Genomic DNA, 22,850 nt, shown 5'->3' on the forward strand with positions numbered 1-22,850 from the left:
ACCTGGGATTCTACGTCCAGTCTAGTCCCGTGCCACCGGGTGGCGCAGAAGAGGCTGGGTCAACAGCATCGTGATGATGGCCACGGCCGGGATGCCCCAGACCCACACCGTCCCGGCGATGGCCGGGCCGGGGACCACCGCGAAGGTGTAGTCATTGGCAGCCACGGCGAAAGTGTCCAGGCCCGGCCAGTTCCCCATGACCATGGCCGTGGTGAACGCCGCGATGGCGACGACTCCCCCGGTCCAGGCCAGCGAGGACCTCAGGGTCCACCAGAGCTGGGCGGAGGCCACGAGCAGCAGAGCCAGCACGGCACCCCAGGGCAGGACCCAGGCGCCCTCCTCGGTGGTGGTGCCGCCGATCCAGCTGAAGTGCAGGTGCAGTACGGTCCCGAGGATCCCGACGCCGGCCCCGATCAGGATCGCGACCAGCAGCGGCACCCAGCCGCCTCGGCCTTCCGGGCGGGCGCCCTGCCCGGGCCCCGAGCGCGGCCCGACGCCGGCCGGGGACTGCCCGGCCGGCGTCGGGCCCTGCTGGTGGTCCCGCAGGTCAGGAGCGGGCACGGGCGCGGGCGGCCTTGCTGCGCTCCCCGGCATCCAGGATGACCTTGCGGATGCGGATCTCCTCGGGGGTGATCTCCACGCACTCGTCCTCGCGGGCGAACTCCAGGGACTCCTCCAAGGTGAGCCTCTTCGGCGGGGTCAGGCCCTCGAAGGAGTCGGAGGAGGCCGCACGCATGTTGGTGAGCTTCTTCTCCTTGGTGATGTTCACGTCCATGTCATCGGCGCGCGAGTTCTCGCCGACGATCATGCCCTCGTACACCTCGGCACCCGGCTGGACGAAGAACGTGCCCCGCTCCTGCAGGTTGATCATGGCGAACGGCGTGGCGGTACCGGAACGGTCCGCCATGAGGGAGCCCTTGTCCCGGTACTCGATCGGACCGGCCCAGGGCTCGAAGCCATTGGCGTAGGAGGAGGCGATGCCGGCGCCGCGGGTGTCCGTGAGGAACTGCGTGCGGAAGCCGATCAGGCCGCGGGCCGGCACGTTGAACTCCATGCGGATCCAGCCGGTGCCCTGGTTCTTCATCTCGGTCATCCGGCCCTTGCGGGCGGCCATCAGCTGGGTGATCGGCCCCATGAACTCCTCGGGGGTGTCGATGGTCATCAGCTCCATCGGCTCATGCACCTTGCCGTCGATGGTCTTGGTGACCACCTGCGGCTTGCCCACGGTCAGCTCGAAGCCCTCGCGGCGCATCTGCTCCACCAGGATGGCCAGTGCCAGCTCGCCGCGGCCCTGGACCTCCCAGGCATCGGGACGCTCGGTCGGCAGGACCTTGAGGGACACGTTGCCGATGAGTTCGGCGTCCAGACGGTCCTTGACCTGGCGCGCGGTGACCTTGGCGTTCTTGACGCGGCCGGCCATCGGGGAGGTGTTGATGCCGATGGTCATGGAGATCGCCGGATCGTCCACGGTGATCAGCGGCAGGGGCTTCGGGTTCTCGGCGTCCGTGAGGGTCTCGCCGATCATGATGTCCTCGATGCCGGCGACGGCCACGATCTCACCCGGACCGGCCGAGTCGATCGGCGCGCGGGACAGGCCCTTGGTGCCCAGCAGCTCGGTGATCTTCACGTTCTTCAGCTGGCCGTCCTGGCGGGCCCAGGCCACCTGCTGGCCCTTCTTCAGGGTGCCGTTGAAGATGCGCAACAGGGCCAGCCGGCCCAGGAACGGGGAGGCGTCCAGGTTGGTGACGTGCGCCTGCAGGACCTCGCCCTCGGTGTAGGTCGGGGCCGGAATGTGCTCCATGATGGTGGCGAACAGCGGCTCCAGGTCTTCGCTGTCCGGCAGACCGCCGTCGGCCGGCTGATTCAGCGAGGCCTTACCGGCCTTGCCGGAGGCGTAGACGATCGGCAGGTTCAGCACGGAGTCCAGGTCCAGGTCCTCGACCTCGTCGGAGAGGTCCGAGGCCAGGCCCAGCAGCAGGTCCATGGAATCGGAGACCACGCCGTCGATGCGGGCATCGGGACGGTCGGTCTTGTTGACCACGAGGATCACGGGAAGCTTGGCGGCCAGGGCCTTGCGGAGCACGAAGCGGGTCTGCGGCAGCGGGCCCTCGGAGGCGTCCACGAGCAGCACGACGCCGTCCACCATGGACAGTCCGCGCTCGACCTCGCCACCGAAGTCGGCGTGGCCGGGGGTGTCGATGACGTTGAAGGTGACGGTCTCGCCCTGGGCGGAGGGGCCCGAGTAGAACACGGTGGTGTTCTTGGCGAGGATCGTGATGCCCTTCTCGCGTTCCAGCTCGCCGGAATCCATCACCCGGTCCTCCACCTCGCCGTGGCTGGAGAAGGCGCCGGCCTGGCGCAGCATCGCATCCACCAAGGTGGTCTTGCCGTGGTCCACGTGGGCCACGATGGCGACATTGCGGAGGTCGGTGCGCTGGGTGAGGGTTTCAGTCATAGGGGTGCCTGTTCATCGAGGGCGGCGGGCTGGCGGGTGCCAAGAGGTTGTTAGCCGTCAAGGGCCCCGTCCGATTATACGGGACCGAGCCAATCCCTTCGGACACGCCTCGGACCGCCCCGCCTCAGTACGGGCGTTCCCCGAGGGACTCGAGCAGCTGACGGCGCTCGGTGCGCTTGGTCAACTGTTCATCGGGATCCGGCACGGGAGCCGCCGAGAGCAGACGCTTGGTGTACTCCTGGGTTGGATGGTGCAGGACCTCCTGCGTCGGCCCCTGCTCCACCTGCCGGCCATCCTTGAGGACGAGGACCCGGTGCGCCAGCATGTCCACCACGGCCAGGTCGTGCGAGACGAACAGGCAGGCGAACTCGTAGCGGGACTGCAGCTCGGCGAACATGTCCAGGACCGCGGCCTGCACGGAGACGTCGAGGGCGGACGTCGGCTCATCCGCGATCAGCACCTCCGGGTCCAGGGTCAGGGCCCGGGCGATGGAGATGCGCTGACGCTGACCACCGGAGAGCTCGTGGGGGAACCGGTTGACCACCGAGCGCGGCAGCTTCACCGCGTCCAGCAGCTCGTAGGCCCGCTCCATCCGCGTCTGACGATTGCCGACGTTGTGGATGACCATCGGCTCGGTGATGACATCGCCGATCGGAAACCTCGGGTCCAGCGAAGCCGCCGGGTCCTGGAAAACCACGCCGATCCGCTTCCGCAGGGCGCGCGCCTCCTTCCCGGCAAGCCGGGTCAGGTCGCTGCCGTGGATCTTCAGCGAACCGGACGCCACCGGCAACAGCCCCAGGACCGACTTGGCGATCGTGGACTTGCCGGACCCGGACTCGCCGACGAGCCCGAGGATCTCCCCCGGGGCCACCGTGAAGTCGATGTCATGGACCACGCGGTTCTTCTTGCCCCGATGGTCGTACTCGATGCAGAGGCCCTGCGCCTCGATCGCGTAGACCGCCGTGGTCTGGCTGGCGGTCACCGTATCCGGTTCGGACACCGTGAGCTCGGCCCCCAGCCGCGGTACGGACCCGAGCAGCCGCTCCGTGTAGGGGTGCTGCGGGTTCTGCATGACCTGGTGGACCTCGCCGGACTCCACGAGCTCGCCGCGCAGCATCACGCAGACCCGGTCGGCCATGTCCGCCACCACGCCCATGTTGTGGGTGATGAGCAGGATGCCGGTGTTGAGTTGGTCCTTCAGCGAGCGCAGCAGTTCGAGGATCTCGGCCTGCACGGTCACGTCGAGGGCCGTGGTCGGTTCGTCGGCGATGATCACCTCGGGCGAGCAGCTGATGGCCATCGCGATGACGATGCGCTGCCGCTGGCCGCCGGAGAACTGGTGCGGGTACTGCTTGAGCCGGTGCTGTGCATCCGGGATCCCGACCATCTCCAGCAGCTCCACCGCCCGGCGGTCCGCCTCGGTGCCGTAGGCGATACCGTGCACGTTGAGCGACTCGGTGAGCTGATCCCCCACCGTGAGCACCGGGTTCAGCGCGGTCATGGGCTCCTGGAAAACCATGGCCGCATGGCGGCCGCGGATCTTGCGCAGACCGTTCGCGTCCAGGGCGGTGACCTCACGATCCCCCAGCATGACGGTACCGGTGACGCTCGCGTTGGCCGGGAGCAGTCCCATGGCCGTCGACGACGTCACGGACTTGCCGGAGCCCGATTCACCGACCAGCGCCACGACCTCGCCGGGCTTGATGTCGAAGCTGACGCCCTTGACGGCGTTGACGTCACCGAACTCGGTGTTGAAGGTGACGGAGACGTCCTGGAAGGACAGGATCGGCCTGCCGTCGCGGTCAGGGTGGCGTTGCACCAGACCCAGCGAGCCGGTTGCCGGGGACGTGCCCGACGCCGGCCGTCCGGCCTTCGATGAGCCCGCGGCACCCGCGGTGCCCGGCGTCCCGGTCTCGGACCGGCCCTCGTCGGGATTGTGGTTTTTCTTTCGTCCGAAGATGCTCATGGGTTTCCTATCCCGCTTCCGCCCAATAGTCCGCCGAGGCCCGATCCATTGATGGGCTGGCCCGGGACATCCTTTCCGCCCGGCCCCGCGGTGGATCCTGTCGTCTTGTTGAGAGCCTTGTCACGGCCGGAGAAACCGAAGATGCCGCGCTTCTTTCCGCGGGAGCCCTGACGGGGATCGAAGGCATCCCGGAGGCCGTCGCCGATGAAGTTCACGGACAGGGCGATCGCCAGGATGAACATGCCAGGCCACCAGAACAGCCACGGCCGGGTGGTGAACGCGTTCTGGTACTGGCTGATGAGCAGGCCGAGAGAGGAATCCGGAGGCTGCACGCCGAATCCGAGGAAGGACAGCGAGGTCTCCAGAAGGATGGCCGCGGCGATGGCGAACGTCGCGTTCACCACGATCACACCCACCGTGTTGGGCAGCAGGTGCCGCAGGATCACCCGTCCGGGCTTGGCCCCCATGGCCACCGCAGCGGCCACGAACTCCTTCTCCCGCAGGGACAGCACCTCACCGCGGACCAGGCGGGCGAGGGAGGTCCAGGTGACCAGCCCCAGGACCAAGGCCAGAGGCAGGATGCCGGCACCGAGACCGGAGGACATCTGACCGAGGACCGCTGCCAGCACCAACAGCGGGATCACGATGACCAGATCGGTCGCCCGCATCAGGACGGCATCGATCCAACCGCGGAAATACCCGGCCAGCGAGCCGACCACGGAGCCGATCACGGTGGAGACGATGCCGACCACGAGGGCGATGATCAGCGACTGCTGGGTACCCCGCATGGTGAGGGCGAAGTAGTCCTTGCCGGTGGAGTCCTGCCCGAAGGGGTGCTCCCCCCACTGGATGCCCTGGCCGCCCAGCCACTGGGGCACGAGGGACAGCGTGGGGTTGCCGCCGTTGACCACGGCGCCGGCCGCCGCGTAGTCCTTGTCCCACCAGCCCGGGATGCCGGCATAGCCGATGGAGGTGAAGGCCAGGATGAAGATCAGCGCCAGGAAGACGGCGGAGATCATGGCGGCTTTGTGGTTCCGGAAGCGCCGCCGGACCAATTGCCCCTGGCTGTAGGACTTGCCGGTCTGCTGGCGCAGCTTGGCATCCTCGACCTCGGCCAGGTTGGCCATGTCCACGGCGGTCTGGGAGGGGCCCGTTCCGTTGCGGACGTTCTCCTCCGGGGTGTACTCGGGCTTGTTGCGGGGAGTCCCGTCTTCGTTGCTCATGCGACTCACACTCGAATCCGGGGGTCGAGGACGGCGTACAGGATGTCAGCCAACAGGTTGAAGAGGACGGCGGCCGTTCCCGTGACCAGGAAGAAGGCCATGACGGGAGCGGGGTCCACCTGTTCCAAGCCGGTGCGGAACAGCTCGCCCATGCCCTTCCACCCGAAGACCTGCTCGGTGATGACCGCACCGCCGATCAGGCCGGCGAAGTCGAAGGCCATGATCGTCGTGATTGGGATCAGCGAGTTGCGGAAGGCGTGCTTGAGGATCACCTGCCGCTCGTTCAGGCCCTTGGCCCGTGCCGTCCGGATGTAGTCCTGCTGGCTGACCTCGAGCATGGAGGCCCGCGTGTAACGCGAGTAGCTGGCCAGGGAGATCAGGGCGAGCAGGATGGTCGGCAGCAACAGCTGGGTGCCCTTGTCCAGGAAGTCCTCCCAGAACGTGCCGGTGAAGTTCGGGGTCTCCGAGCCGATGGTGGCGATCGGGCGCCCCACGATCTCCAGGTAGGACGGCCACGAGCGGAAGAGGTGCTCGACGATGATCAGTCCGCCCATCACCACGGCGGTGAACACTGAGACCAGGGTCGCCGCACCCTTGGAGTAACCGCCCATCAGGCGGCCGATGGCGATGGCCACACCGATGGCCACCACGGCGAGGATGAGGATGATCAACCAGTTCGGATCCCACAGCAGGCCATAGGTGGCGTAGTAGGCGACCAGGCCGAGCACGGCGGTGATCAGGCCGGCATACAGCACGCGGCGGTTCTTCAGGCCGGCCCCCAGGACGGTGGCGCCGACGGCCGCAGCCACACCGACCAACGTGATCACGACGGGCCCGAGCTGCGGATAGCGGGCGAAATTCAGCCAGTCCATGTAGGGAAGGGCGGCACAGGTGAACACGAAGGCGCCGAGGAAGGTGAACAGCCGGCGTCGGGCATTGCCGGCCAGGACGGCCTGCAGGGCGAGGCCGAGGACCAGGCCGACGACGATGATCGTGGGCCAGGAAAATCCTGGGTCCGGGCTGGCGAGCCAGTCATTGAAGCCGATGGCCAGGTACTCCTTCAGGAGCACGGCAGCCCAGAAGACCGGCAGCGAGAAGAACATGAAGGTCAGGAAGGTCACCACATAGTCGATGCCGGAGTACTGGCGGATGGCCGTCAGGATGCCGATGAGGACGCCGAAGACCATGGCGATCACGGTGGCCAGCACCACGAGCCGCAGGGTCGAGGCCGCCGCCAGTCCCAGCAGGTCGATGACCTGCTGGCCAGAGCGGTTGGTGCCGAGATCACACTGGCCGATGACGCATTTGCCGACGCCGGTCAGCCAGTCCCAGTACCGCGCGTACCACGGCTGGTCCAGCCCCATGAAGTCGATACGCTGTTCGATCAGGTACTCGCGGTTGTCCGCATTGGATTCCCGGAGGTCCTTGAGCGGGTCACCGGAGTTGATGGTGAGGACGTACAACAACAGCGAGGCACCGAGGAGTACCAGGAATGAGCTGCCGAAGCGGCGGAGGATAAATTTCAGCACAACGGGGCGTTGCCTTCCATGCAGGGAGGGGGAACAGTTGGGGCCCGGCCGGAGATGGTCGGGCCCCAACTGCGGAGGCGTTCGAAGGAGATCAGAGAGACCTGATCAGCTCACACGCACTCACTCGACACGAGCCCACTGCTCTGCGTTCCACACGGCTCCGGACTGGGTGGCCGTGTTACGGACATTGGCGATGTCCGCGGAGTGAGCCACGATGCCCGGGTGGGCATACAGCGGAATGCCGTGCAGGCTCTCCCACAGCTCACGCTCGATGATCTTCACCTGCTCGGCGTGGACCTCGGGATCCACTGAACTGGCGAGGGTGTCCCAGGCGGCATCGACCGTCTCATTGGAGTACTCGCTGTAGTTCTGGTTGCCGATGCCAGCGGTGTGATAGATGTTGCGGCCCGAGGCGATCTGGCCGGAACCGGCCCATGCGAACAAGGCCACCTCCCAGTCACCCTGCGGCTGGACCACGCCGAAGAAGTCGGCATGGCCGGCGTCGATGACGTTGAAGCCCGCTTCGTCACAGGACGACTTGATCATGGCGACCGTCTCGGCACGGCGGGGGTTCGGTGCGCTGTAGCCGATGCGGACGTCCAGATTGGTCTTTCCGGACTCCTCGACGAGCTGGGTTGCACGCTCCATGTCGACCTCGTCGTACTGGCCGTCATAGGCGGCGTCCACGACCTCCTGGTAGCTCTCCTGGAACGGGAAGACCTCGCGGGCGTTCATGACGACGGCTTCCGGGTCCAGCGGCTTGATCAGGTTGTCCACGATGTTCTGCCGCGGCACACACAGGGCGAAGGCCTCGCGCAGCTCGGGGCTGTCGGAGAAGATCGACTCCTCCATGAAGTTGAAGTCCAGGTGCTCCCAGGTGAGCGAGGCGTCCTGCTGGATGACGATCTGGTCGCCCAGGCCCTCCAGCTGCTCGAGGGTGTCCACGGTGGCCTGCGGCTCGATGACGTTGAGGTCACCGTTCTGCAGGGCCTGGACGTGCGTGTCAGCCGCGGCAAAGCGGATGACCAGTTCCTGGGTGGCCGGCGGGGTACCCCACCACTGGTCGTTGGCCTCCAGGGTGATGGACTGACCGGGCTCCCAGCTCTTGAACTTGTAGGGGCCGTTGGAGGGGGCGATCTCCTCGGAGGGCAGCTCGCCCGGCGAGGTGTTCCAGCCGGTGTTCCAGAACTCGGCGGCCGGAGCCAGAGCCTCGGCATCCTCGTTCTTCACGGCCTCGATCATGGCCTCCATGCCCATGCCGGACTGCTCGGCGACCACGTGGGCCGGCTGCGCGGTGTCCAGGAGGATCGGCCAGTCGGCATAGGGCTCTTCGAAGGTGATGGTGAATTCCTTGCCGTCCACGTCACCTTCCGGTGCATCCGGAACCCGCAGGCCGAACTCGTGTGCGATGGAATTGAACAGCGGCGTGGCTTCCTCGCCCTCACCCGAGGTGATCCGCGGGTTCTCCACGCCCCACTTGAGGATGTAGTCGGCGGCGGTGACGGGTGTGCCGTCAGACCACACGGCCTCCTCGTTGATCGTGTACTTGACCTGGAGCGGGTCGTCCGAGATCTTCTCGTAGGTGCCGTACTCCTCGTTCTGGTAGATCTCCCCGTCGGTACCGAAGTAGGCGAAGGTCGAGATCATGCGCTCGGTGATGGCCGAGTTGTAGGTGGAGTACGTCTCCGGAGTCATGGAGTTGTAGGAGATGAACTCGTCCTCGCCCACGGAGTAGGAGATGGAGCCCTCTTGGGTCTCGATCTCACCGAGGTCGGCCTTGCCCGTGTCTGTGGGTTCAACCGTGAGCTTGTTGCCGGCTTCGCCGGTCATCACCTCACCGTTGCCGCCCTCGGGTGCGGCGGTGCCGGATTCTTCGTTCTCGGCCGGGCCACCCGGCGCGCAGGCGGACAGGACGAGCGCCGAGCTGGCCAGAAGGGCAGCAGCGGCAGAAAGCTTTGTGTATTTCATCAAAGCGTCTCCATTCAAACAGGTGCGAGACGTGGAGTGCTCCCGATCCGACCCGGATGGGGTGGGAGGGCCGGTCCGATTCCGGCGCCGAACCAGTTTTCCGCTTCAGCACCGGAGGGTGAGCAACACCACAAGGTGTGCAAGAGAATAGCCTCGCAACATGCGAAAGCAACATTGAATAGTACGATCCTGGCTCAATCGTTACCATCCCGTAACTTAGTCAACAGCCGCGTACTCCCGCGTGTTTCCGGGGCGTTACAGCAGGTGACTATCAATGTAGACAATGTCCCCGAAATGGGTGTTTCACATCACGGCCCGCTGATTCCCGCCGAAAGTGGCCGTTGCCGCAGGTCGTCCAGCCAGGCCTGCGGCTCCGGCTCAGCGAGGAAGTTGCGGGCCCATCGGGAAGTAGGGCAGGTAGGACACGCCGGAGATGTTGTATTTGAACTTGATCCCCATGATGATGCGGATGCCCACGTGCATTCCCCACGCCCCGGCTGCGAACACCTGGCCCAGCCGGCGGTTGATGAGGGAGAGGGGCGCCCCGAGTTCCACGGCCAGGGACACGACCGCCATCACGGTGAACAGCTCCTTCTGCCGGTACAGCGCGGCCCCGGCCTCCGGCTTGGTGGAGCCGAAGAGGTCCTTGCGCATCCCGTCCACGGCGATCTGGCCGCGCAACACGTCTCCCCCGGCCCACTTCAGTCCGAGCGGTCCACGGACCTTCGCCATGCCGGAGATGAAGTACACGGCCACGGTGGCCACGTTCATGGCCGTCGGCACAGCCCCATAGGCACGGTCGAAGCGCTGGGGGAAGAGGGTACCCTCCCGCAGCAGTGAGTCGATGCTGAGGGCGTCCGCAGACCGCGTGGCGCCCAGGACCATCTGGTGCATCGTGAGCATGTTGTCGCTGTGCAGCAGCATGGTCCAGGAGTTGCGATAACTGATGGTCCACAGCTGCAGGGCCGCATTGAGCGGTCCGGTGATCCTGTGGCCGATGCCGAGGGTGGCGGCGATGTTCACGGCCTGGGCCGCGTCGAAGATCCCGTCGGCCACCCGCGGTGGCAGGGGCTTCCTGAGGATCTTGACCACCCCCACCGGGGTGAACTGCGAGGCGTCCTGGGCGTGGAGCGTGCGGAACATGGTCCGCCGCCTGATGTTGTGGGCGGCCGAGAAGATGCCGGTGGCCACCCGCAGCACCGCGGGGCGGATCGGCTGGGCCGCGGGCCGCAACAGGTCGACGGCCTTCTGGAACGCCGGTGATGCGAAGGACGGGAAGGGGTGCTCGGTGCCGGTCACTGGGATGCCTCCTGCTCGGTTGCGGGCTGTGCGATCGGGGATGTGTTCCGGGGTGCGGACTGGGAAGCGGCCACGGACGCGTTCTGGATAGTGTTCTCGGTGACATAGTCGCCCGCGGTGTTGCCGGTGCCGAGCGGCCGCGGCGGGATGTTGCCCAACTCGGAGCGGGCCATGGGTCCGGTGGGCGGCCCCTGCGCATCCTGCGCGTCGTCATGACGAGTCTCGGACACGGCCGTCGCGGTCCCGCCGACGTCGGCCCGCGCATGGACGGTCTCCATCTGCGGTGTGGTGTTGCCGGCAAAGTAGGTGTCGAAGAAATACCGCGACCGCACGATCTCCACGCGGACGATGCCGGCCTCCTTGCGCCGCCGCAGGGCCGCAGGGCTCTTGCCCTGGCCTGCGGATCGGCGTTGCTGTTCGGCCAGGGCGTCGGCGTAGCGCTGGGCGACTTCCACGGCGCGGCCTTGGCGGACCATGCGGGTGATCTGTTTGCGGACCTGGTTCAGCCCGCCGGCACCGAAGTGGCTGTAGTGCGGAACGATCCGCTCGCCGCCGGCGGTGAAGCCGGCCACATGCGGGATCCGGGTCCGGTCCTTGCGGTCGTCGGAGAACATCGGATAGGTGGACAGCGGGAAGGAGTCCTGCTCGTTCTTGTCCTTGCCGTTGAAGTAGTGGCGGACGGGAGAGAGCAGCACGGCCGCGAAGGCGACGCCGGCCGCCAGCGCCCAGAGGTCGCGCTCCGTCGCGCGAGGCGAGGGAGCGATGGCCAGGTGGTACGAGAGGTCGATGGTCACGATCGATCCTTCCGGTGTGGGTGCGAGTGGAAACGGATACGGGTGGGTACGGATACGGGTGGGTACGGATACGGGTGGGTACGGCTGAGCCGGTGTGGGTGTGGCGAGCAACGGGTCTCGGGCGGCACGGCGCGGCCCGGACCGCGTCAGCGGTGTGCGGCGGCGTCGGCCATGGCGGCCCGGGCAGCGTGCAGTCCGGCCATGCCGTGGACTCCTCCACCGGGTGGCGTGGAGGAGGAGGCCAGGTACAGGCCGGGCGTGGAGGTGCGGTGTGGGCTGAGGACCGGGGCGGGGCGCAGGATCTGCTGCAGCCCGCCCATGGACCCTCCGGCCACGTCTCCGCCGATGAGGTTGGGGTTCCAGGACTCGAGGGCCGACGGCGGAGTGGCCACCTGGTGGACGATGCGATCCCGGAAACCGGGGGCGAACCGCTCGATCTGCGCCTCGATCAGGTCATCGACCGGGGCGTCGTAGCCGCCGGGCACGTGGGCATAGGTCCACAGCACGGTCTTGCCGGCGGCCTCACCGGTGGCCCGGGACGGATCCGCGCCCTGCTGCTGGCAGACCATGACGAAGGGCTTCTCCGGGATCCGTCCGGCCTTGGCCTCGCGCTCGGCGTGCTCCATCTCGGCGAGCGACCCGCCCACGTGGACGGTGCCGGCACCACCGACCCGCGGGTCCGTCCACGGGACCGGTCCGTCGAGCAGATAGTCGATCTTGGACACCCCGGTGCCGTATCTCCACCGCTTGAGATGGCCGGCGTACCGATCGGTGAGGTCGGCGCCCTTGAGCTGCAGCAGCTGCCGAGGTGTGAGGTCGAGCAGGACCGCATCGGCACCAGCGAACTCACCGAGGTCGGTGACCTCGTGGTTCAGGTGGATGCGGCCCCCGTGGGTGTGCAGGACGGAAACCAGCGCGTCCACGATTCCCTGGGAGCCGCCCCGGGCGACGGGCCAGCCGCGGGTCATGCCGAGGGCCCCGAAGATCAGGCCGAAGGCCGAGGTCAACAGGTGTGAGGGCGGCAGGATGGCATGGATGGAGGATCCCGCGAACAGGGCCCGGGCCGGCTCGTCCCGGAAGATCGTGCGGCCGAGGGCTCCGGACGGCCAGAGCGCACGCGCTCCGAACCGAACCATGCTGAGCAGGTGCGGAGGCAGGCGGACCAGGGAGGGCCCGAGGATGTTCTCCAGGTGGGCGTCGATGTTGCCGACCAGGGGCGCGTGCAGTCGCTGCCAGGCCGCTCCGTCACGGCCCAGCCCGCTGACCGTCGCGTCCATCGAGTCCTGAAGGAGAGCTGCGGGCTGTCCGTCGAGCGGGTGCGCCATCGGGTATTCGGGGTGGAGCCATTCCAGGCCGTGGTCGGTCAGCCCCAGGTCGCGGAAGACGGGACTGGCCACGCCGAAAGAGTGCCCGGCGGCCCCCAGGTCCACGATCGTTCCCGGGCCCAAGAGGTCTGTCGAGGCGGAGGCGCCGCCGTAGGCTGAGTGGCGCTCATAGACGTCCACCGCCCAGCCGGCCCGGGCCAGCACGGCGGCCGCGGTGAGCCCGTTGGGCCCGGAGCCGACGACGACGGCTCGCCGGCCGCCGCTGGTACGCGCCGCCTGCGCACCTGCACTGTTCTGCGGTGTGTGCTGAGCCATGGAGTCTGCTTCCGTCCTTTGAAGATCCTGTGAATATCCTGCAGGGCCGGAATGAGACGTGGATGAGCCGTGGATGAGATATCGATGAATGCCGCGCTCAATCGTCAGTTGCCGCCCAGCCTGTCCTCTCTGCTGGCTCTCCTGCCTCCGCTGACTCGGCTGACTCTTGCGGACCCGTGCCGGCGTCGGCCAGGTCCTGCGGACGGGTGGCCGGGTCCAGGGGCGCCCCGGACTGGTAGACGGCACGCGCCAGGGTGTTCGAGGCCAGGGAGGACACGATCACCAGGGCGCAGATCGTCACAGCCGCCATCAGCAGCGTCCACCACTCGAAACGGTCCCGGCCGGTCAGGTGGACGAAGATCCCGATGACCACCAGGGGCAGTCCCATCCCGGTGGCCGGGGAGAAGACGTTCATCATCTGCAGCGCGTCGTTCGCCCGGAGCATGGACACGGCGGAGAGCAGCACCAACAGGGCCCCGCCGAGGATGAGCACGGAGGCGATCAACTCATAGACTTCGAATCCAGCCATCAGCGTTCCCCCCTCGTCAGGATGCGGGCCAGTGCCACGGTCGCCAGGATGCCCAGGAAGGCTGCCAGCATGGCGGCGTCCTGGATGATGGCCGAGCCGGTCTGGATGCCGATGATCATCAGGATGCCGATGGCCGCGAAGTAGACGAGGTCACCGACCACCGCCCGTTCGGCGGCCGAGGTGGCGGAATAGATCCGAAACAGTCCCAGCACCACCGCGGCGGCGAGGACGCCCATGGCCAGGACCAGCAGGAGGTCAGGGACGGAGTCGATGCTCATGGGCGCCGCCCCCTTTGTGCTCCGGGCCCTGCTCCGGGCCCTACTCTGTGCCCTGCTCCGGGCCCTGCTCCGGGCCCTGATCCGGAGCCCCCTCCGGATCGGCCTTCCCAACCGCTGCCCCGAGTCATCCTCAGCAACCGGTCCTCCATCTCCTGCAGCCCATCACGCACGGAATCCCGGTCCGAGTCGAACACGGAGTGCACGAAAACCGTGGCCGGTTCGGTGTCCGTGCCGTGCGCCGTGCCGACCACCAGGGTGCCCGGGGTGATGGTGATGGACGAGGCCATCCACGTCACCTCGAGGTCCGTGGCGCAGCGCAGGGGGAATCCGACGATCGATGGTTCGGCGAACGTTCCGGGCGTGAGGGCCCGCCGCGCGACCTGCAGCGAACCTGAGATGACCTGCCCGATCAGCCAGACCAGATAGCGCACCATGTTCCAGATGCTGAAGCGCCAACGGTCACTCATTCGATGCCACCTCCCAGGACAGCCTCCACATAGGGGCCGGTCTCGAACAGGCCGGCCGCGGCCGTCTCGATGAACGGCATCAGCGTACCGGCGAAGACGAAGAGCAGCACGGAGACCCCGATCATCACGACACCGGGAGCCAACAGTCGGCCGGGGATCCGAACGGAGTCCGGCACCGCTTCCTCGGGGCCCCGATCCCGGCTGCCGTCGGCCAGGACCGGCCGATACATGCGCAGCGGCTCGCCAGCGAAGGACCTCCCCCACAAGCGTTGCAGGGCCACCAGGGTCGCCACGGAGGCCAGCACGATCGCGGTCAGGAAGACCGGGGCATACCACGCGGGGTTGCCGCCACCACCCTCGGGATCCACCACGGAGAGTGCGAGCCCCAGCTTGGCCCACAGGCCCGAGGTCGGCGGGAGACCGGCCAGGGACAGCAGGCCGAGGGCGACCACGACGGCGGCCAGCCGGTCCCGGTGCAGCAGTCCGGAGAGTCTGCCGAGGATTCCGGTGCCGTAGGTCTGCTCGACGGCGCCGGCCGTGGTCAGCAGTGACGCCATGGTCACCACGTGGTGGATGAGGTAGAACAGGCCGGCGGCCACGGCAGCGGGTGAGGCGATGGCCACGCCGATGAGGATGTGGCCGACCCCGGCGATCATCTGGAAGGCCATGACCCCGCGGAAGCGGCTCTCGCCGAGGGAACCGAGGGCCCCCAGCACCATGGTGGCGAGCACGACGACGGCGATCACCACCGCGACCGTGGTCGCGGTGCCGTGGGGGGCCGGCGTCGTGACCGTGCTTCCGGCCGTGCCGGCCGCGCCCCCGGGAGCGAACGCGGTGAAGTAGATCCGGAAGATCGCGTACAGCGCGACCTTGGTGTGGAGTGCGGAGAACAGCGCCATGATGCCGGCCGACGTGCCCGGATAGGCGCGCGGCATCCAGCCGTGGACGGGGACCACGCCGGCCTTGATGGCCAGGGCCAGCAACACGACCGTGACGGCCAGCGCCACCTGCGGGTCCTCGCCGGCGCGCCCGGCCAGGGCGGCCAGGTTCACGGTGCCGGCTGAGCCGTAGACGAGGCCGACGCCCATCACCAGGATCGCGCTCGTGACGAGGTTGACGATCACGAACATGCGGCTGATCCCCAGCCGGCGCCAGGTGCCGGTCACGGCGATGAGCGCATAGGAGGGCAGCAGCATGACCTCGACGAACACGAAGAGGTTGAACAGGTCCCCGGTCAGCAGGGCGCCGTTGACGCCGGACATCAGCATCAGGGCCAGGGCGGGGACGAACCGCAGGCGGTCCTCGCCGGAAGCGGTCAGGAACCAGCACGAGGCGGCGGTGGCCAGGCCGGTGGTCGCCAGCATCACCGCCGTCAGGGTGTCCGAGACGAACGGGATGGCGATCCCGCCCTCATAGCTGCCGATCGCGCTGGCCAGGACCGGGGTGTCCCGGTGGTGGACCATCAACGCGACGGCGGCGGCCAGCACCAGCACCGGAACGGCGATGATGAGGACGCGGTCCAGCATGCGGCGGCGCAGGATCACCGAGACGCCGGCGAACAGGAGTGGCACGGCCACGAAGAGCGGCAGCAGGGAACCGATGAACTGGTCGGTCATGCGTGGTCCACCCCCTGCTGGCCCCTGGACAGGCTGGCGGCCTGGTCATCTGGCTGGCTCTCGTGCTGGCTGTCTGGCTGAGCGTCTGGCTGAGCGTCTGGCCGGTTGTCCGGCTGGTCGTTGTCGCTGACGGTGGGCGCGCTCTCCTGGTCGTCGTTCCGGCCGATGACCGCCAGGGCGAGCATGAGGATGGTGGTGGCCATGGCGATGACGATGGCCGTCAGCACGAAGGCCTGCGGCAAGGGGTCGGCGGCCTCGGCTGCGGTGGTGCCGTCCATGAGCGGCTCGTGGCGCCAGCCGGGCACCCCGCTGGCAAGCAGGAGCAGGTTCGCGGAGTGGGAGATCAGGGTGAGCCCGAAGATGGCGCGCACCATGTCCCGCTGCTGCAGCAGCCAGACCCCGGCGGTGGTCAGCACGCCGACCGTGATGGCAAGGACGAAGGTGGAGTCGAACATGTCACCGCCCCCATTCTTCGGGCGGGACACCCGAGGAGATGTGCTGTGTCTGGGGCCGGACGGGGATGGAGCTGGTCACGGGTTCGGCTTCCTCCGGGGTGTCCGGTGCCGGGGTGTCCATCTCCCCCAGGAATGCCTCGTCCACCCGCTCCCGGGTGCTCTCGCCGCCCTCCTGCTCAGCGGAGGCCGACGCTGTGCCGAGGACGTTGAAGGCGAGCATGACCAGCCCGATCACGGCGAGGTAGACGCCGGCGTCGAAGATCATGGACGTGGTCACATGCTGCCCCAGGAGATAACCGTGCTGGGGCTCCATGTAGGTCCCCGTGAAGGCCATGTTCACCAGGCCGATGGCCACGGCCATCACCACACCGCCGCCGATGAGGTACAACGGGGCGCGCGGCGGGCCGATCTGACGGTCCTTCGAGGTCGAGAGGTACAACAGCCCGACCACGGCCGAGCCGACCAATGCCGCGATGAACCCGCCGCCGGGCTCGTTGTGGCCGCGCAGGAAGAGGATGGCGGAGACGACGGCCAGGATCGGCAGGATGACCTTGAGCATCAGCTGCAGCTGGCTGGTGTTGCCCCACGAGTCCAGGATGGCGCGCCGGGCGGTCGGGGTGCCAAGGTCGGGACCCTCCGGGGCGTCGGAGCCGTCGTCCTCGCCGGGGGTTGCCGGGATCAGTTCCGGGTCCAGGTGGCGGTTGCGGATGGTGGAGAGGATGGCGGCGATGGCCACCCCGGTCATGCCCAGTACGGAGAGTTCCCCGAGGGTGTCCAAGGCGCGGAACTCCACCAGGATGACGTTGACAATGTTGACCCCGCCGGTGATGTCCTGGCCGTTCTCCAGCAGGTACGTGCCGACCTCCGACTTGTCCCGGCGGCTGGTCAGCCCCCAGACGGCGAGGCCGGTCGCCAGACCGGCGCTCACGGCGATGAGGGCGGCCGGCACCGCGCGCCGGGCGCGGACGCGCCGGAAGGTCCGTGGCAGCTTCTGCAGGACCAGCATGATCACGATGACGGTCAGGGACTCCACCAGCAGCTGGGTGAGGGCCACGTCCGGTGCGCCGAGGGAGACGATCTGCACGGTCACCAGGATCCCGACGGCGGACAGTGCCACGGTGGCGCCGAGGCGGGAGCGGGCCATGGCCACGCCCAGCGCCGAGATGGCCAGCAGGATCAGCAGCACGACGTCGGACGCCCGGTTGAGGTTCGACTGCAGCGGAGGCAGGTCTCCGCCGGCGTTCAGCAGGAGCACGCCGGGCACCACGATCGCGGCCAGGGAGAGCACCATCATGGCCGCGTGGGAGGCGGCGGCGTCCCGGGCGGTGAGGCGGTTGACGCCCGATCCGAGCGCCGTCAGCGCCGAGGTGGCGGACTCGATCAGCCCGGCCCCGCTGAACGGCAGTTGGGTGCGTTCCAGTGCGGGCCAGAGACGGTGGCGGATCGCCAGGGTGCCCAGGCCCACAGCCAGTACCGCCACGGTGGTCAGCAGTTCCGGGGTGACGCCGTGCCACAGGACGAAATGCGGGTGCACCTCCGCTCCGGGCAGTGCCGCCGTGGCCGCCGCGCCGACGGCGGTGTCCAGCAACGGGAGGACGAAGAGGGCGGCCACGGAGGCCAGGATCGGCAGTGCGGTGGCACCGACGAGGATCGCACCGGGTGCGTGGCCGGCGTCGTGCTGGCCGTCCGCGGCCGCTTCGAGAGCCGGCTCAGGAGTCCGCGCTGGGTCCCAGAATCCGCCCACCACGATCTTGGCGCAGTAGGCCACCGTCAGCACGGAGCCGAGGGCCGCGCCGGCCAGGGCCACCGGGCCCGCCCAGGCGGGCAGGGTTCCGGCGGCACCGCTGGCGGCTCCCCCGGCCGCACCTCCGGCTGCCACCCAGTCCGTGGCCCAGGCGTTGAGCGCGGTGAAGATGGACTCCTTGGAGACAAAGCCGATCAGCGGCGGGATGCCGGCCATGGCCCCGGCGCCGAGCACCGTCACCGCGAAGGTGCCGGGCAGGGCGCGGCGCAGCACGGGCATCTGACGGAGGTCGCGAGTGCCGGTGGCGTGGTCCACCACCCCGATCATCATGAACAGCCCGGACTTGAACAGTGCGTGCGCGATGGTGTGGATCAGGGCGGCGGCGATGCCGGCCTCGGTGCCGGTGCCGATGGCCGCGACGATGAGCCCGAGCTGGCTCACCGTCGAATAGGCCATCAGCTTCTTGAGGTCGTGCTGCTGCAAGGCGCGCCAGCCGCCGACGAGCGCGGTGACGAGGCCGGCGATGACGAGCAGGACGGACCACAGCGCGTTGTCATGGAACGCCGGGGAGAACCGCAGGAGCAGGAAGATGCCCGCCTTGACCACCGCGGCGGCGTGCAGGTAGGCGGACACCGGCGTGATGGCGGCCATGGCGTCCGGCAGCCAGGAGTGGAACGGGAACTGGGCGGACTTGGTCATGGCCGCGAGAGCGATGAGCAGCCCGATGGTGGTGGTGAACGCCGGATCGGATGTCCACAGGCCACCAGCAGCCTCAGGGTCCAGGATCACCGAGAGGTCGGTGGTGCCGGCGCGCACGGCCACCAGGACGACCGCCACGAGCAGGGCCAGCCCGCCGAGGAATGTCACCAGCAGGGTGCGCATGGACGGGGCGAAGGCGGCGCGTCCGGAGCGGGCGATGAGCAGGAACGAGGCCAGCGAGGTCAGCTCCCAGCACAGGAACAGCACCATCAGGTCATCGGCCGTGACCAGGCCGACCATGGACACCGTGAACAGGGTCATGCCGAGGTAGAAACTCAGGTAGGCCGAGGGCGGCATCCCGGCGTCGAGGTACCGGGTCGAGTACACCAGCACGACGGCGCCGATGAGCAGGGAGATCAGCGTGAAGACGCTCGAGATGGGGTCAGCGGCGAAGGACAGGTCGATCCCCCACGCCGGGATCCAGGGGATGGACCACGCGTTGGCAGCCGACTCGGCTTCGCTCCCCGTTCCGGCGGGTCCGCCGGCCTGCAGGGCCGGAAGGTAGAGCACCGCGGCACCCAGGTAAACGGCGGCCAGCGGCCAACCGGCGTTGCGTCCCAGCCAGCGGCAGAACAGCGGAGTGAGGATGAGTCCGACCGCCAGCAGAGCAAGCGTGAGGGCGATGGACATGCAGTTCACCCTACCCAAGCAGGGTGGCCGGCGCGGCCCATGTGGGCACCGTCCGGCCGGATTCGGCGGTGGCCGGCGCGACGCCCTTTAAGCAGTCACGATTCTGGGACGCCCCTCGGGCCTGTTCGCTGCCAGCGAACGAATGGCGTCGGAGGCCTCCACCAGGAGCCTCCGATCTGCCGGGTGGCCGCTGGCCCGGTCGGTCACCAGACCGACGGCCAAGTCCAGGTCCGGGTCCGCCCACCCCAGGCAGACATCCGATCCGTTGTGCCCGAAGGTCCGTTCGGTGCTGGTCTCCCCCAGCGGACATCCCGCTCCGGTGCCGCCCAGCTGCACCCCGGTCCCCCAGCGGGTGGGCAGTCGCGTCCAGCCGTCGGGGCCCCCATCCGAACTCGGCGTACACAGCGCCTCCCGCTCCGGGACGTGGAGCAGGTACCGGTAGAACCGTGCCAGCTCCAGCGCGGTCGTGGAGATCCCGGCCGCCGGGATGTGGGCCTGTCGGACGACCCGGCGGTTCAGCAGGGCAGCAACCACCGGCCCGCCCGGGGCAGCGCGGAGGGAACCGTCGAATGGCAGGCAGCGGCGCAGGTCGGCATCCGGCACGCCAGGATGGACATCCTGGAGTCCGGCCGGCTCGAGGACCAGTTCTCGCAGCAGCCCGGCCCAGCCCAGGTCTCCGTCCCCTCCGGCGGCCCGCCGGGCCACCTCCGCGAGGATGAACCCGAAGTCCAAGGGCTGGTAGGCGGGTCCGGCACCGTATCTCCGGTCCCGACGGCGGCCTCTCGCCACCCGCTGCAGGGAGACCTCGGTGCGGTGCATGGCCACCACGGCGGCCGGATAGGGTCCGGCCGAGGGGACGGCGGAGCGGTGGGTCAGCACGTCCCGGACGGTAGTCCCGGCCTTCGAGGTCCTCTCGCTCCGCGGCCACCGGCGGCCGGCGCCGTAGTCGGGCCAGTACGTGGCGACGGGCGCGTCGAGGTCCAGCAGGCCTTCGCCGGCGAGCCGGTGCACCAGCAGGGACGTGAAGGGCTTGGACGCGGAGAACAGCCAGCCCAGGGCGTCGGGCCGGCAGCGGACGGCCCCGTCCACCACGGTCTGCCCGCGGTGGATCACCGCCAGCTGCACCGAGGCCCCACGGGAAGCCGCCAGCTCGAGGAGATCGGAAGCATGCACGGGCCCAGCGTAATGAAGCCCATCGCCCCATGTCCCGCACCGGCATCGGGGCCTGGCCGCCCTAAACTCGGCTGGTGGAGAACTTCTGGCTGGCCTTCGGGCTGACACTGCTCGCCGGCCTCTGCACCGGTATCGGTGGGCTGATCTCAGTGGTCCCGCGGCGCGCGTCCGGCGCGTTCCTGTCCGTCTCGCTCGGCTTCTCGGCCGGCGTCATGCTCTATGTCTCCTTCATGGAGATCATGCCCAAGGCCCTGGATTCCTTGACCGCGGCCAATGGACCGGCTGCCGGACCATGGGCGGCCGGAGCCGCGTTCTTCGCCGGAATCCTGCTGATCGGCGTCATCGACCGCCTCGTCCCGGAGCAGATCAATCCGCACGAGCCCGGGCTGGTCCACGATCCGGCCGCGGCCGTGAAGCGCCGCCGGATGATGAAGACCGGCACCGTGACCGCCTTGGCCATCGGCGTGCACAACTTCCCTGAGGGCTTCGCCACGTTCATCGCCGGACTGACCGACCTGCAGGTGGCACTGCCCGTGGCCCTGGCGATTGCCCTGCACAACATCCCGGAGGGCGTGGCCGTGGCCGTGCCGATCCGCGAGGCGACCGGGTCCCGCCGCAAGGCCGTGCGGTGGTCCTTCCTCTCCGGCCTGGCTGAACCTGCCGGGGCGTTGATCGGCTTCGCCCTGCTGATGCCCTTCATGAACGACTTCACCCTGGGACTCACCTTCGCCCTGGTGGCCGGCATCATGGTGTTCATCTCCCTCGATGAGCTGCTGCCCACTGCCCGCGAGTACGGCAAGCACCACCTGGCCATGTACGGGCTCGTGGCCGGCATGGCCGTCATGGCCGTTTCGCTGTTGCTGTTCGCGACGCTGTAGAACTGACCCATGACCACCGACCCCGGCACCAACCCCAGCACCAACCCCAGCACCAATCCCGGCACCGCCGCCGAGCGAACCCCCGGCGATTCCCGCGTCCCCACAGCCGGACCGGGTGGACCGGCTGGAAAGGATGGGAAGGGCGGACAGGGTGGACGGGGTCGGCCGGGTCAACAGGCGATCACCGGCCGCCGGGCCGTCGGTTTCACCCTGGCTGTACTGGCCGTGGTGTTCATCGCCCTCAACCTGCGTCCGGGGGCCACCGCCCTCGGACCGGTCCTGGCCGAGGTGTCCGCCTCCCTGCAGATCAACGGCACCGTTGCCGGGGTCATCACGGCACTGCCGGGGCTGATGTTCGGGCTCGTGGGATTCGTGGCCGTGAGCCTGGGTCGCCGGGCCGGGCTGTCCCTGACCATCGCCCTCAGCCTTATCGTGATGGTCCTTGGCCTGCTGTTGCGCCCCTTCGCCCCGTCCATCTGGGTCTTCATCCCGTTCACCGCCCTGGCCCTGGCCGGGATGGCCGTGGGCAACGTCCTGGTCCCCGCCTGGATCAAGCGGCACGGAGGCGCCCGCACGGTGGCCCTGATGACCCTGTACAGCATGTTCCTCACCGTGGGCGGATCCGCAGGCTCGGGCCTCGCCGCACCCCTGGCCGAGGCGGCCGGGACCACGCTGTCCGCCGGTGACCCGGCCGAGGGCTGGAGGTGGTCGCTCGGATTCTGGGGGCTGGCCGCCGTCGTCCCCCTGGTGTTGTGGTTGCTGGTGGCCCGCCGTACGGGGCACGACTTCCCGGGGACCCCGCCTCAGGATGAACCGGACCGGCCCCTGCGGTCCTCCCCCACGGCCGTGTTCCTCATGGTGCTGTTCGGAGTCCAGTCCATGAATGCCTATGTACAGTTCGGCTGGCTGCCACAGATGTACCGGGACGCCGGGCTGGACGCCAACCTGGCCGGGGCCCTGCTGTCCGTGGTCGCGGCGCTGGGCGTGGTCGGCGGGCTCGTGATGCCCACCGTGATCGACCGGTCCCGGACGCTCGCACCGTGGATGATCGGCTTCGGCATCGCCACCGCCGGCGGATGGGCCGGGATGCTGCTGGCCCCGGCCGAGGGTGGCCTGTGGTGGGCCATCCTGCTGGGCCTGGGCGGCTTCGCCTTCCCGACGGCGATCGCCCTGATCCCCGCCCGCAGCCGGCAGCCGCATGTCACCGCACGGCTGTCCGGATTCGTCCAGCCGTACGGTTACATCGTGGCCGCGATCGGCCCGATGACCGTCGGGTTGATCCATGCGGCCACCGGGAACTGGACCCTGGTGCTCATCCTGCTGGCCTGCTCCGGACTCGTCATGGCCCTGGCCGGACTCCGCGTCTCCGCCCGCGTCTATGTGGACGACGAGATCACGGTGCAACGGGTTGATCAGAGCTGACATTGGCTGAGCTGCTGACACTGGC

Annotated in this window: 18 protein-coding genes; 2 read left to right on the forward strand and 16 right to left on the reverse strand. The window is 68.6% G+C overall.

Annotation, left to right across the window (positions count from 1 at the left end; translation table 11 throughout):
* Positions 1-21: 21 nt before the first annotated feature.
* The 16 genes from IEX49_RS08090 to IEX49_RS08165 all read right to left on the reverse strand — a co-directional run bounded on the left by IEX49_RS08090 (position 22) and on the right by IEX49_RS08165 (position 20,525).
* A complete protein-coding gene (locus IEX49_RS08090) occupies positions 22-561 on the reverse strand; it encodes a hypothetical protein (protein ID WP_188805662.1) in 540 nt (179 codons plus the stop codon).
* A complete protein-coding gene (gene typA, locus IEX49_RS08095; RefSeq protein WP_188805663.1) occupies positions 548-2,455 on the reverse strand; it encodes a translational GTPase TypA in 1,908 nt (635 codons plus the stop codon). The genes IEX49_RS08090 and typA overlap by 14 nt, the downstream gene beginning before the upstream one ends.
* Positions 2,456-2,579: 124 nt before the next feature.
* Positions 2,580-4,421: an ABC transporter ATP-binding protein gene (locus IEX49_RS08100; RefSeq protein ID WP_188805664.1), complete on the reverse strand. Its 1,842-nt coding sequence runs from the start codon at positions 4,419-4,421 to the stop codon at positions 2,580-2,582.
* A complete protein-coding gene (locus tag IEX49_RS08105; RefSeq protein ID WP_229672470.1) occupies positions 4,418-5,548 on the reverse strand; it encodes an ABC transporter permease in 1,131 nt (376 codons plus the stop codon). The genes IEX49_RS08100 and IEX49_RS08105 overlap by 4 nt, the downstream gene beginning before the upstream one ends.
* A gap of 101 nt (positions 5,549-5,649) precedes the next feature.
* Positions 5,650-7,173, reverse strand: coding sequence for an ABC transporter permease (locus tag IEX49_RS08110; RefSeq protein ID WP_188805666.1), 1,524 nt, complete (start codon positions 7,171-7,173; stop codon positions 5,650-5,652).
* 120 nt (positions 7,174-7,293) lie between these two features.
* A complete protein-coding gene (locus tag IEX49_RS08115; protein ID WP_188805667.1) occupies positions 7,294-9,141 on the reverse strand; it encodes an ABC transporter family substrate-binding protein in 1,848 nt (615 codons plus the stop codon).
* A 378-nt stretch (positions 9,142-9,519) separates the two neighbouring features.
* Positions 9,520-10,440: an HTTM domain-containing protein gene (locus IEX49_RS08120; RefSeq protein ID WP_229672421.1), complete on the reverse strand. Its 921-nt coding sequence runs from the start codon at positions 10,438-10,440 to the stop codon at positions 9,520-9,522.
* Positions 10,437-11,234 carry a hypothetical protein gene (locus IEX49_RS08125; protein WP_188805668.1) on the reverse strand — a complete coding sequence of 266 codons (798 nt, stop codon included), beginning with the start codon at positions 11,232-11,234 and terminating at the stop codon, positions 10,437-10,439. Before IEX49_RS08125 ends, IEX49_RS08120 begins: the two co-directional genes overlap by 4 nt.
* Positions 11,235-11,380: 146 nt before the next feature.
* Positions 11,381-12,874: a phytoene desaturase family protein gene (locus tag IEX49_RS08130; protein ID WP_188805669.1), complete on the reverse strand. Its 1,494-nt coding sequence runs from the start codon at positions 12,872-12,874 to the stop codon at positions 11,381-11,383.
* Between the two features lie 97 nt (positions 12,875-12,971).
* Entirely contained in the window at positions 12,972-13,403 is a 432-nt protein-coding gene (locus tag IEX49_RS08135) for a cation:proton antiporter (protein ID WP_188805670.1), read from the reverse strand.
* Positions 13,403-13,681 (reverse strand): monovalent cation/H+ antiporter complex subunit F, encoded by a 279-nt coding sequence (locus tag IEX49_RS08140; RefSeq protein ID WP_188805671.1) that lies wholly within the window; start codon positions 13,679-13,681, stop codon positions 13,403-13,405. Before IEX49_RS08140 ends, IEX49_RS08135 begins: the two co-directional genes overlap by 1 nt.
* Complete coding sequence (locus IEX49_RS08145; RefSeq protein WP_188805672.1) at positions 13,678-14,148, reverse strand: Na+/H+ antiporter subunit E; 471 nt, start codon at positions 14,146-14,148, stop codon at positions 13,678-13,680. The genes IEX49_RS08140 and IEX49_RS08145 overlap by 4 nt, the downstream gene beginning before the upstream one ends.
* Positions 14,145-15,764, reverse strand: coding sequence for a proton-conducting transporter transmembrane domain-containing protein (locus IEX49_RS08150; protein WP_188805673.1), 1,620 nt, complete (start codon positions 15,762-15,764; stop codon positions 14,145-14,147). The genes IEX49_RS08145 and IEX49_RS08150 overlap by 4 nt, the downstream gene beginning before the upstream one ends.
* Complete coding sequence (locus IEX49_RS08155; RefSeq protein ID WP_188805674.1) at positions 15,761-16,219, reverse strand: sodium:proton antiporter; 459 nt, start codon at positions 16,217-16,219, stop codon at positions 15,761-15,763. Before IEX49_RS08155 ends, IEX49_RS08150 begins: the two co-directional genes overlap by 4 nt.
* Before the next feature lies 1 nt (position 16,220).
* A complete protein-coding gene (locus IEX49_RS08160; RefSeq protein WP_188805675.1) occupies positions 16,221-19,352 on the reverse strand; it encodes a DUF4040 family protein in 3,132 nt (1,043 codons plus the stop codon).
* A gap of 87 nt (positions 19,353-19,439) precedes the next feature.
* On the reverse strand, positions 19,440-20,525 hold the full coding sequence (locus tag IEX49_RS08165) for a serine hydrolase domain-containing protein (protein ID WP_188805676.1): 1,086 nt from the start codon (positions 20,523-20,525) through the stop codon (positions 19,440-19,442).
* 74 nt (positions 20,526-20,599) lie between these two features.
* Here IEX49_RS08165 and zupT point away from each other — a divergent pair, with 74 nt between their 5' ends.
* Both zupT and IEX49_RS08175 read left to right on the forward strand, forming a co-directional pair.
* Positions 20,600-21,403, forward strand: coding sequence for a zinc transporter ZupT (zupT, locus tag IEX49_RS08170; protein ID WP_188805677.1), 804 nt, complete (start codon positions 20,600-20,602; stop codon positions 21,401-21,403).
* 9 nt (positions 21,404-21,412) lie between these two features.
* Positions 21,413-22,825 (forward strand): MFS transporter, encoded by a 1,413-nt coding sequence (locus IEX49_RS08175; RefSeq protein ID WP_188805678.1) that lies wholly within the window; start codon positions 21,413-21,415, stop codon positions 22,823-22,825.
* The last annotated feature ends 25 nt before the right edge of the window (positions 22,826-22,850 follow it).

The sequence above is a fragment of the Citricoccus zhacaiensis genome, from assembly GCF_014645315.1.
Taxonomy (GTDB): Bacteria; Actinomycetota; Actinomycetes; order Actinomycetales; family Micrococcaceae; genus Citricoccus; species Citricoccus zhacaiensis.

Bases quoted from the DNA above. Each gene is read 5' to 3' on its own strand.
- IEX49_RS08115 (WP_188805667.1), bottom strand. From the start codon at position 9,141: ATGAAATACACAAAGCTTTCTGCCGCTGCTGCCCTTCTGGCCAGCTCG.
- IEX49_RS08100 (WP_188805664.1), bottom strand. From the start codon at position 4,421: ATGAGCATCTTCGGACGAAAGAAAAACCACAATCCCGACGAGGGCCGG.
- IEX49_RS08130 (WP_188805669.1), bottom strand. From the start codon at position 12,874: ATGGCTCAGCACACACCGCAGAACAGTGCAGGTGCGCAGGCGGCGCGT.
- IEX49_RS08150 (WP_188805673.1), bottom strand. From the start codon at position 15,764: ATGACCGACCAGTTCATCGGTTCCCTGCTGCCGCTCTTCGTGGCCGTG.
- IEX49_RS08160 (WP_188805675.1), bottom strand. From the start codon at position 19,352: ATGTCCATCGCCCTCACGCTTGCTCTGCTGGCGGTCGGACTCATCCTC.
- IEX49_RS08135 (WP_188805670.1), bottom strand. From the start codon at position 13,403: ATGGCTGGATTCGAAGTCTATGAGTTGATCGCCTCCGTGCTCATCCTC.
- IEX49_RS08140 (WP_188805671.1), bottom strand. From the start codon at position 13,681: ATGAGCATCGACTCCGTCCCTGACCTCCTGCTGGTCCTGGCCATGGGC.
- typA (WP_188805663.1), bottom strand. From the start codon at position 2,455: ATGACTGAAACCCTCACCCAGCGCACCGACCTCCGCAATGTCGCCATC.
- IEX49_RS08105 (WP_229672470.1), bottom strand. From the start codon at position 5,548: ATGGCCAACCTGGCCGAGGTCGAGGATGCCAAGCTGCGCCAGCAGACC.
- IEX49_RS08175 (WP_188805678.1), top strand. From the start codon at position 21,413: ATGACCACCGACCCCGGCACCAACCCCAGCACCAACCCCAGCACCAAT.
- IEX49_RS08155 (WP_188805674.1), bottom strand. From the start codon at position 16,219: ATGTTCGACTCCACCTTCGTCCTTGCCATCACGGTCGGCGTGCTGACC.
- IEX49_RS08145 (WP_188805672.1), bottom strand. From the start codon at position 14,148: ATGAGTGACCGTTGGCGCTTCAGCATCTGGAACATGGTGCGCTATCTG.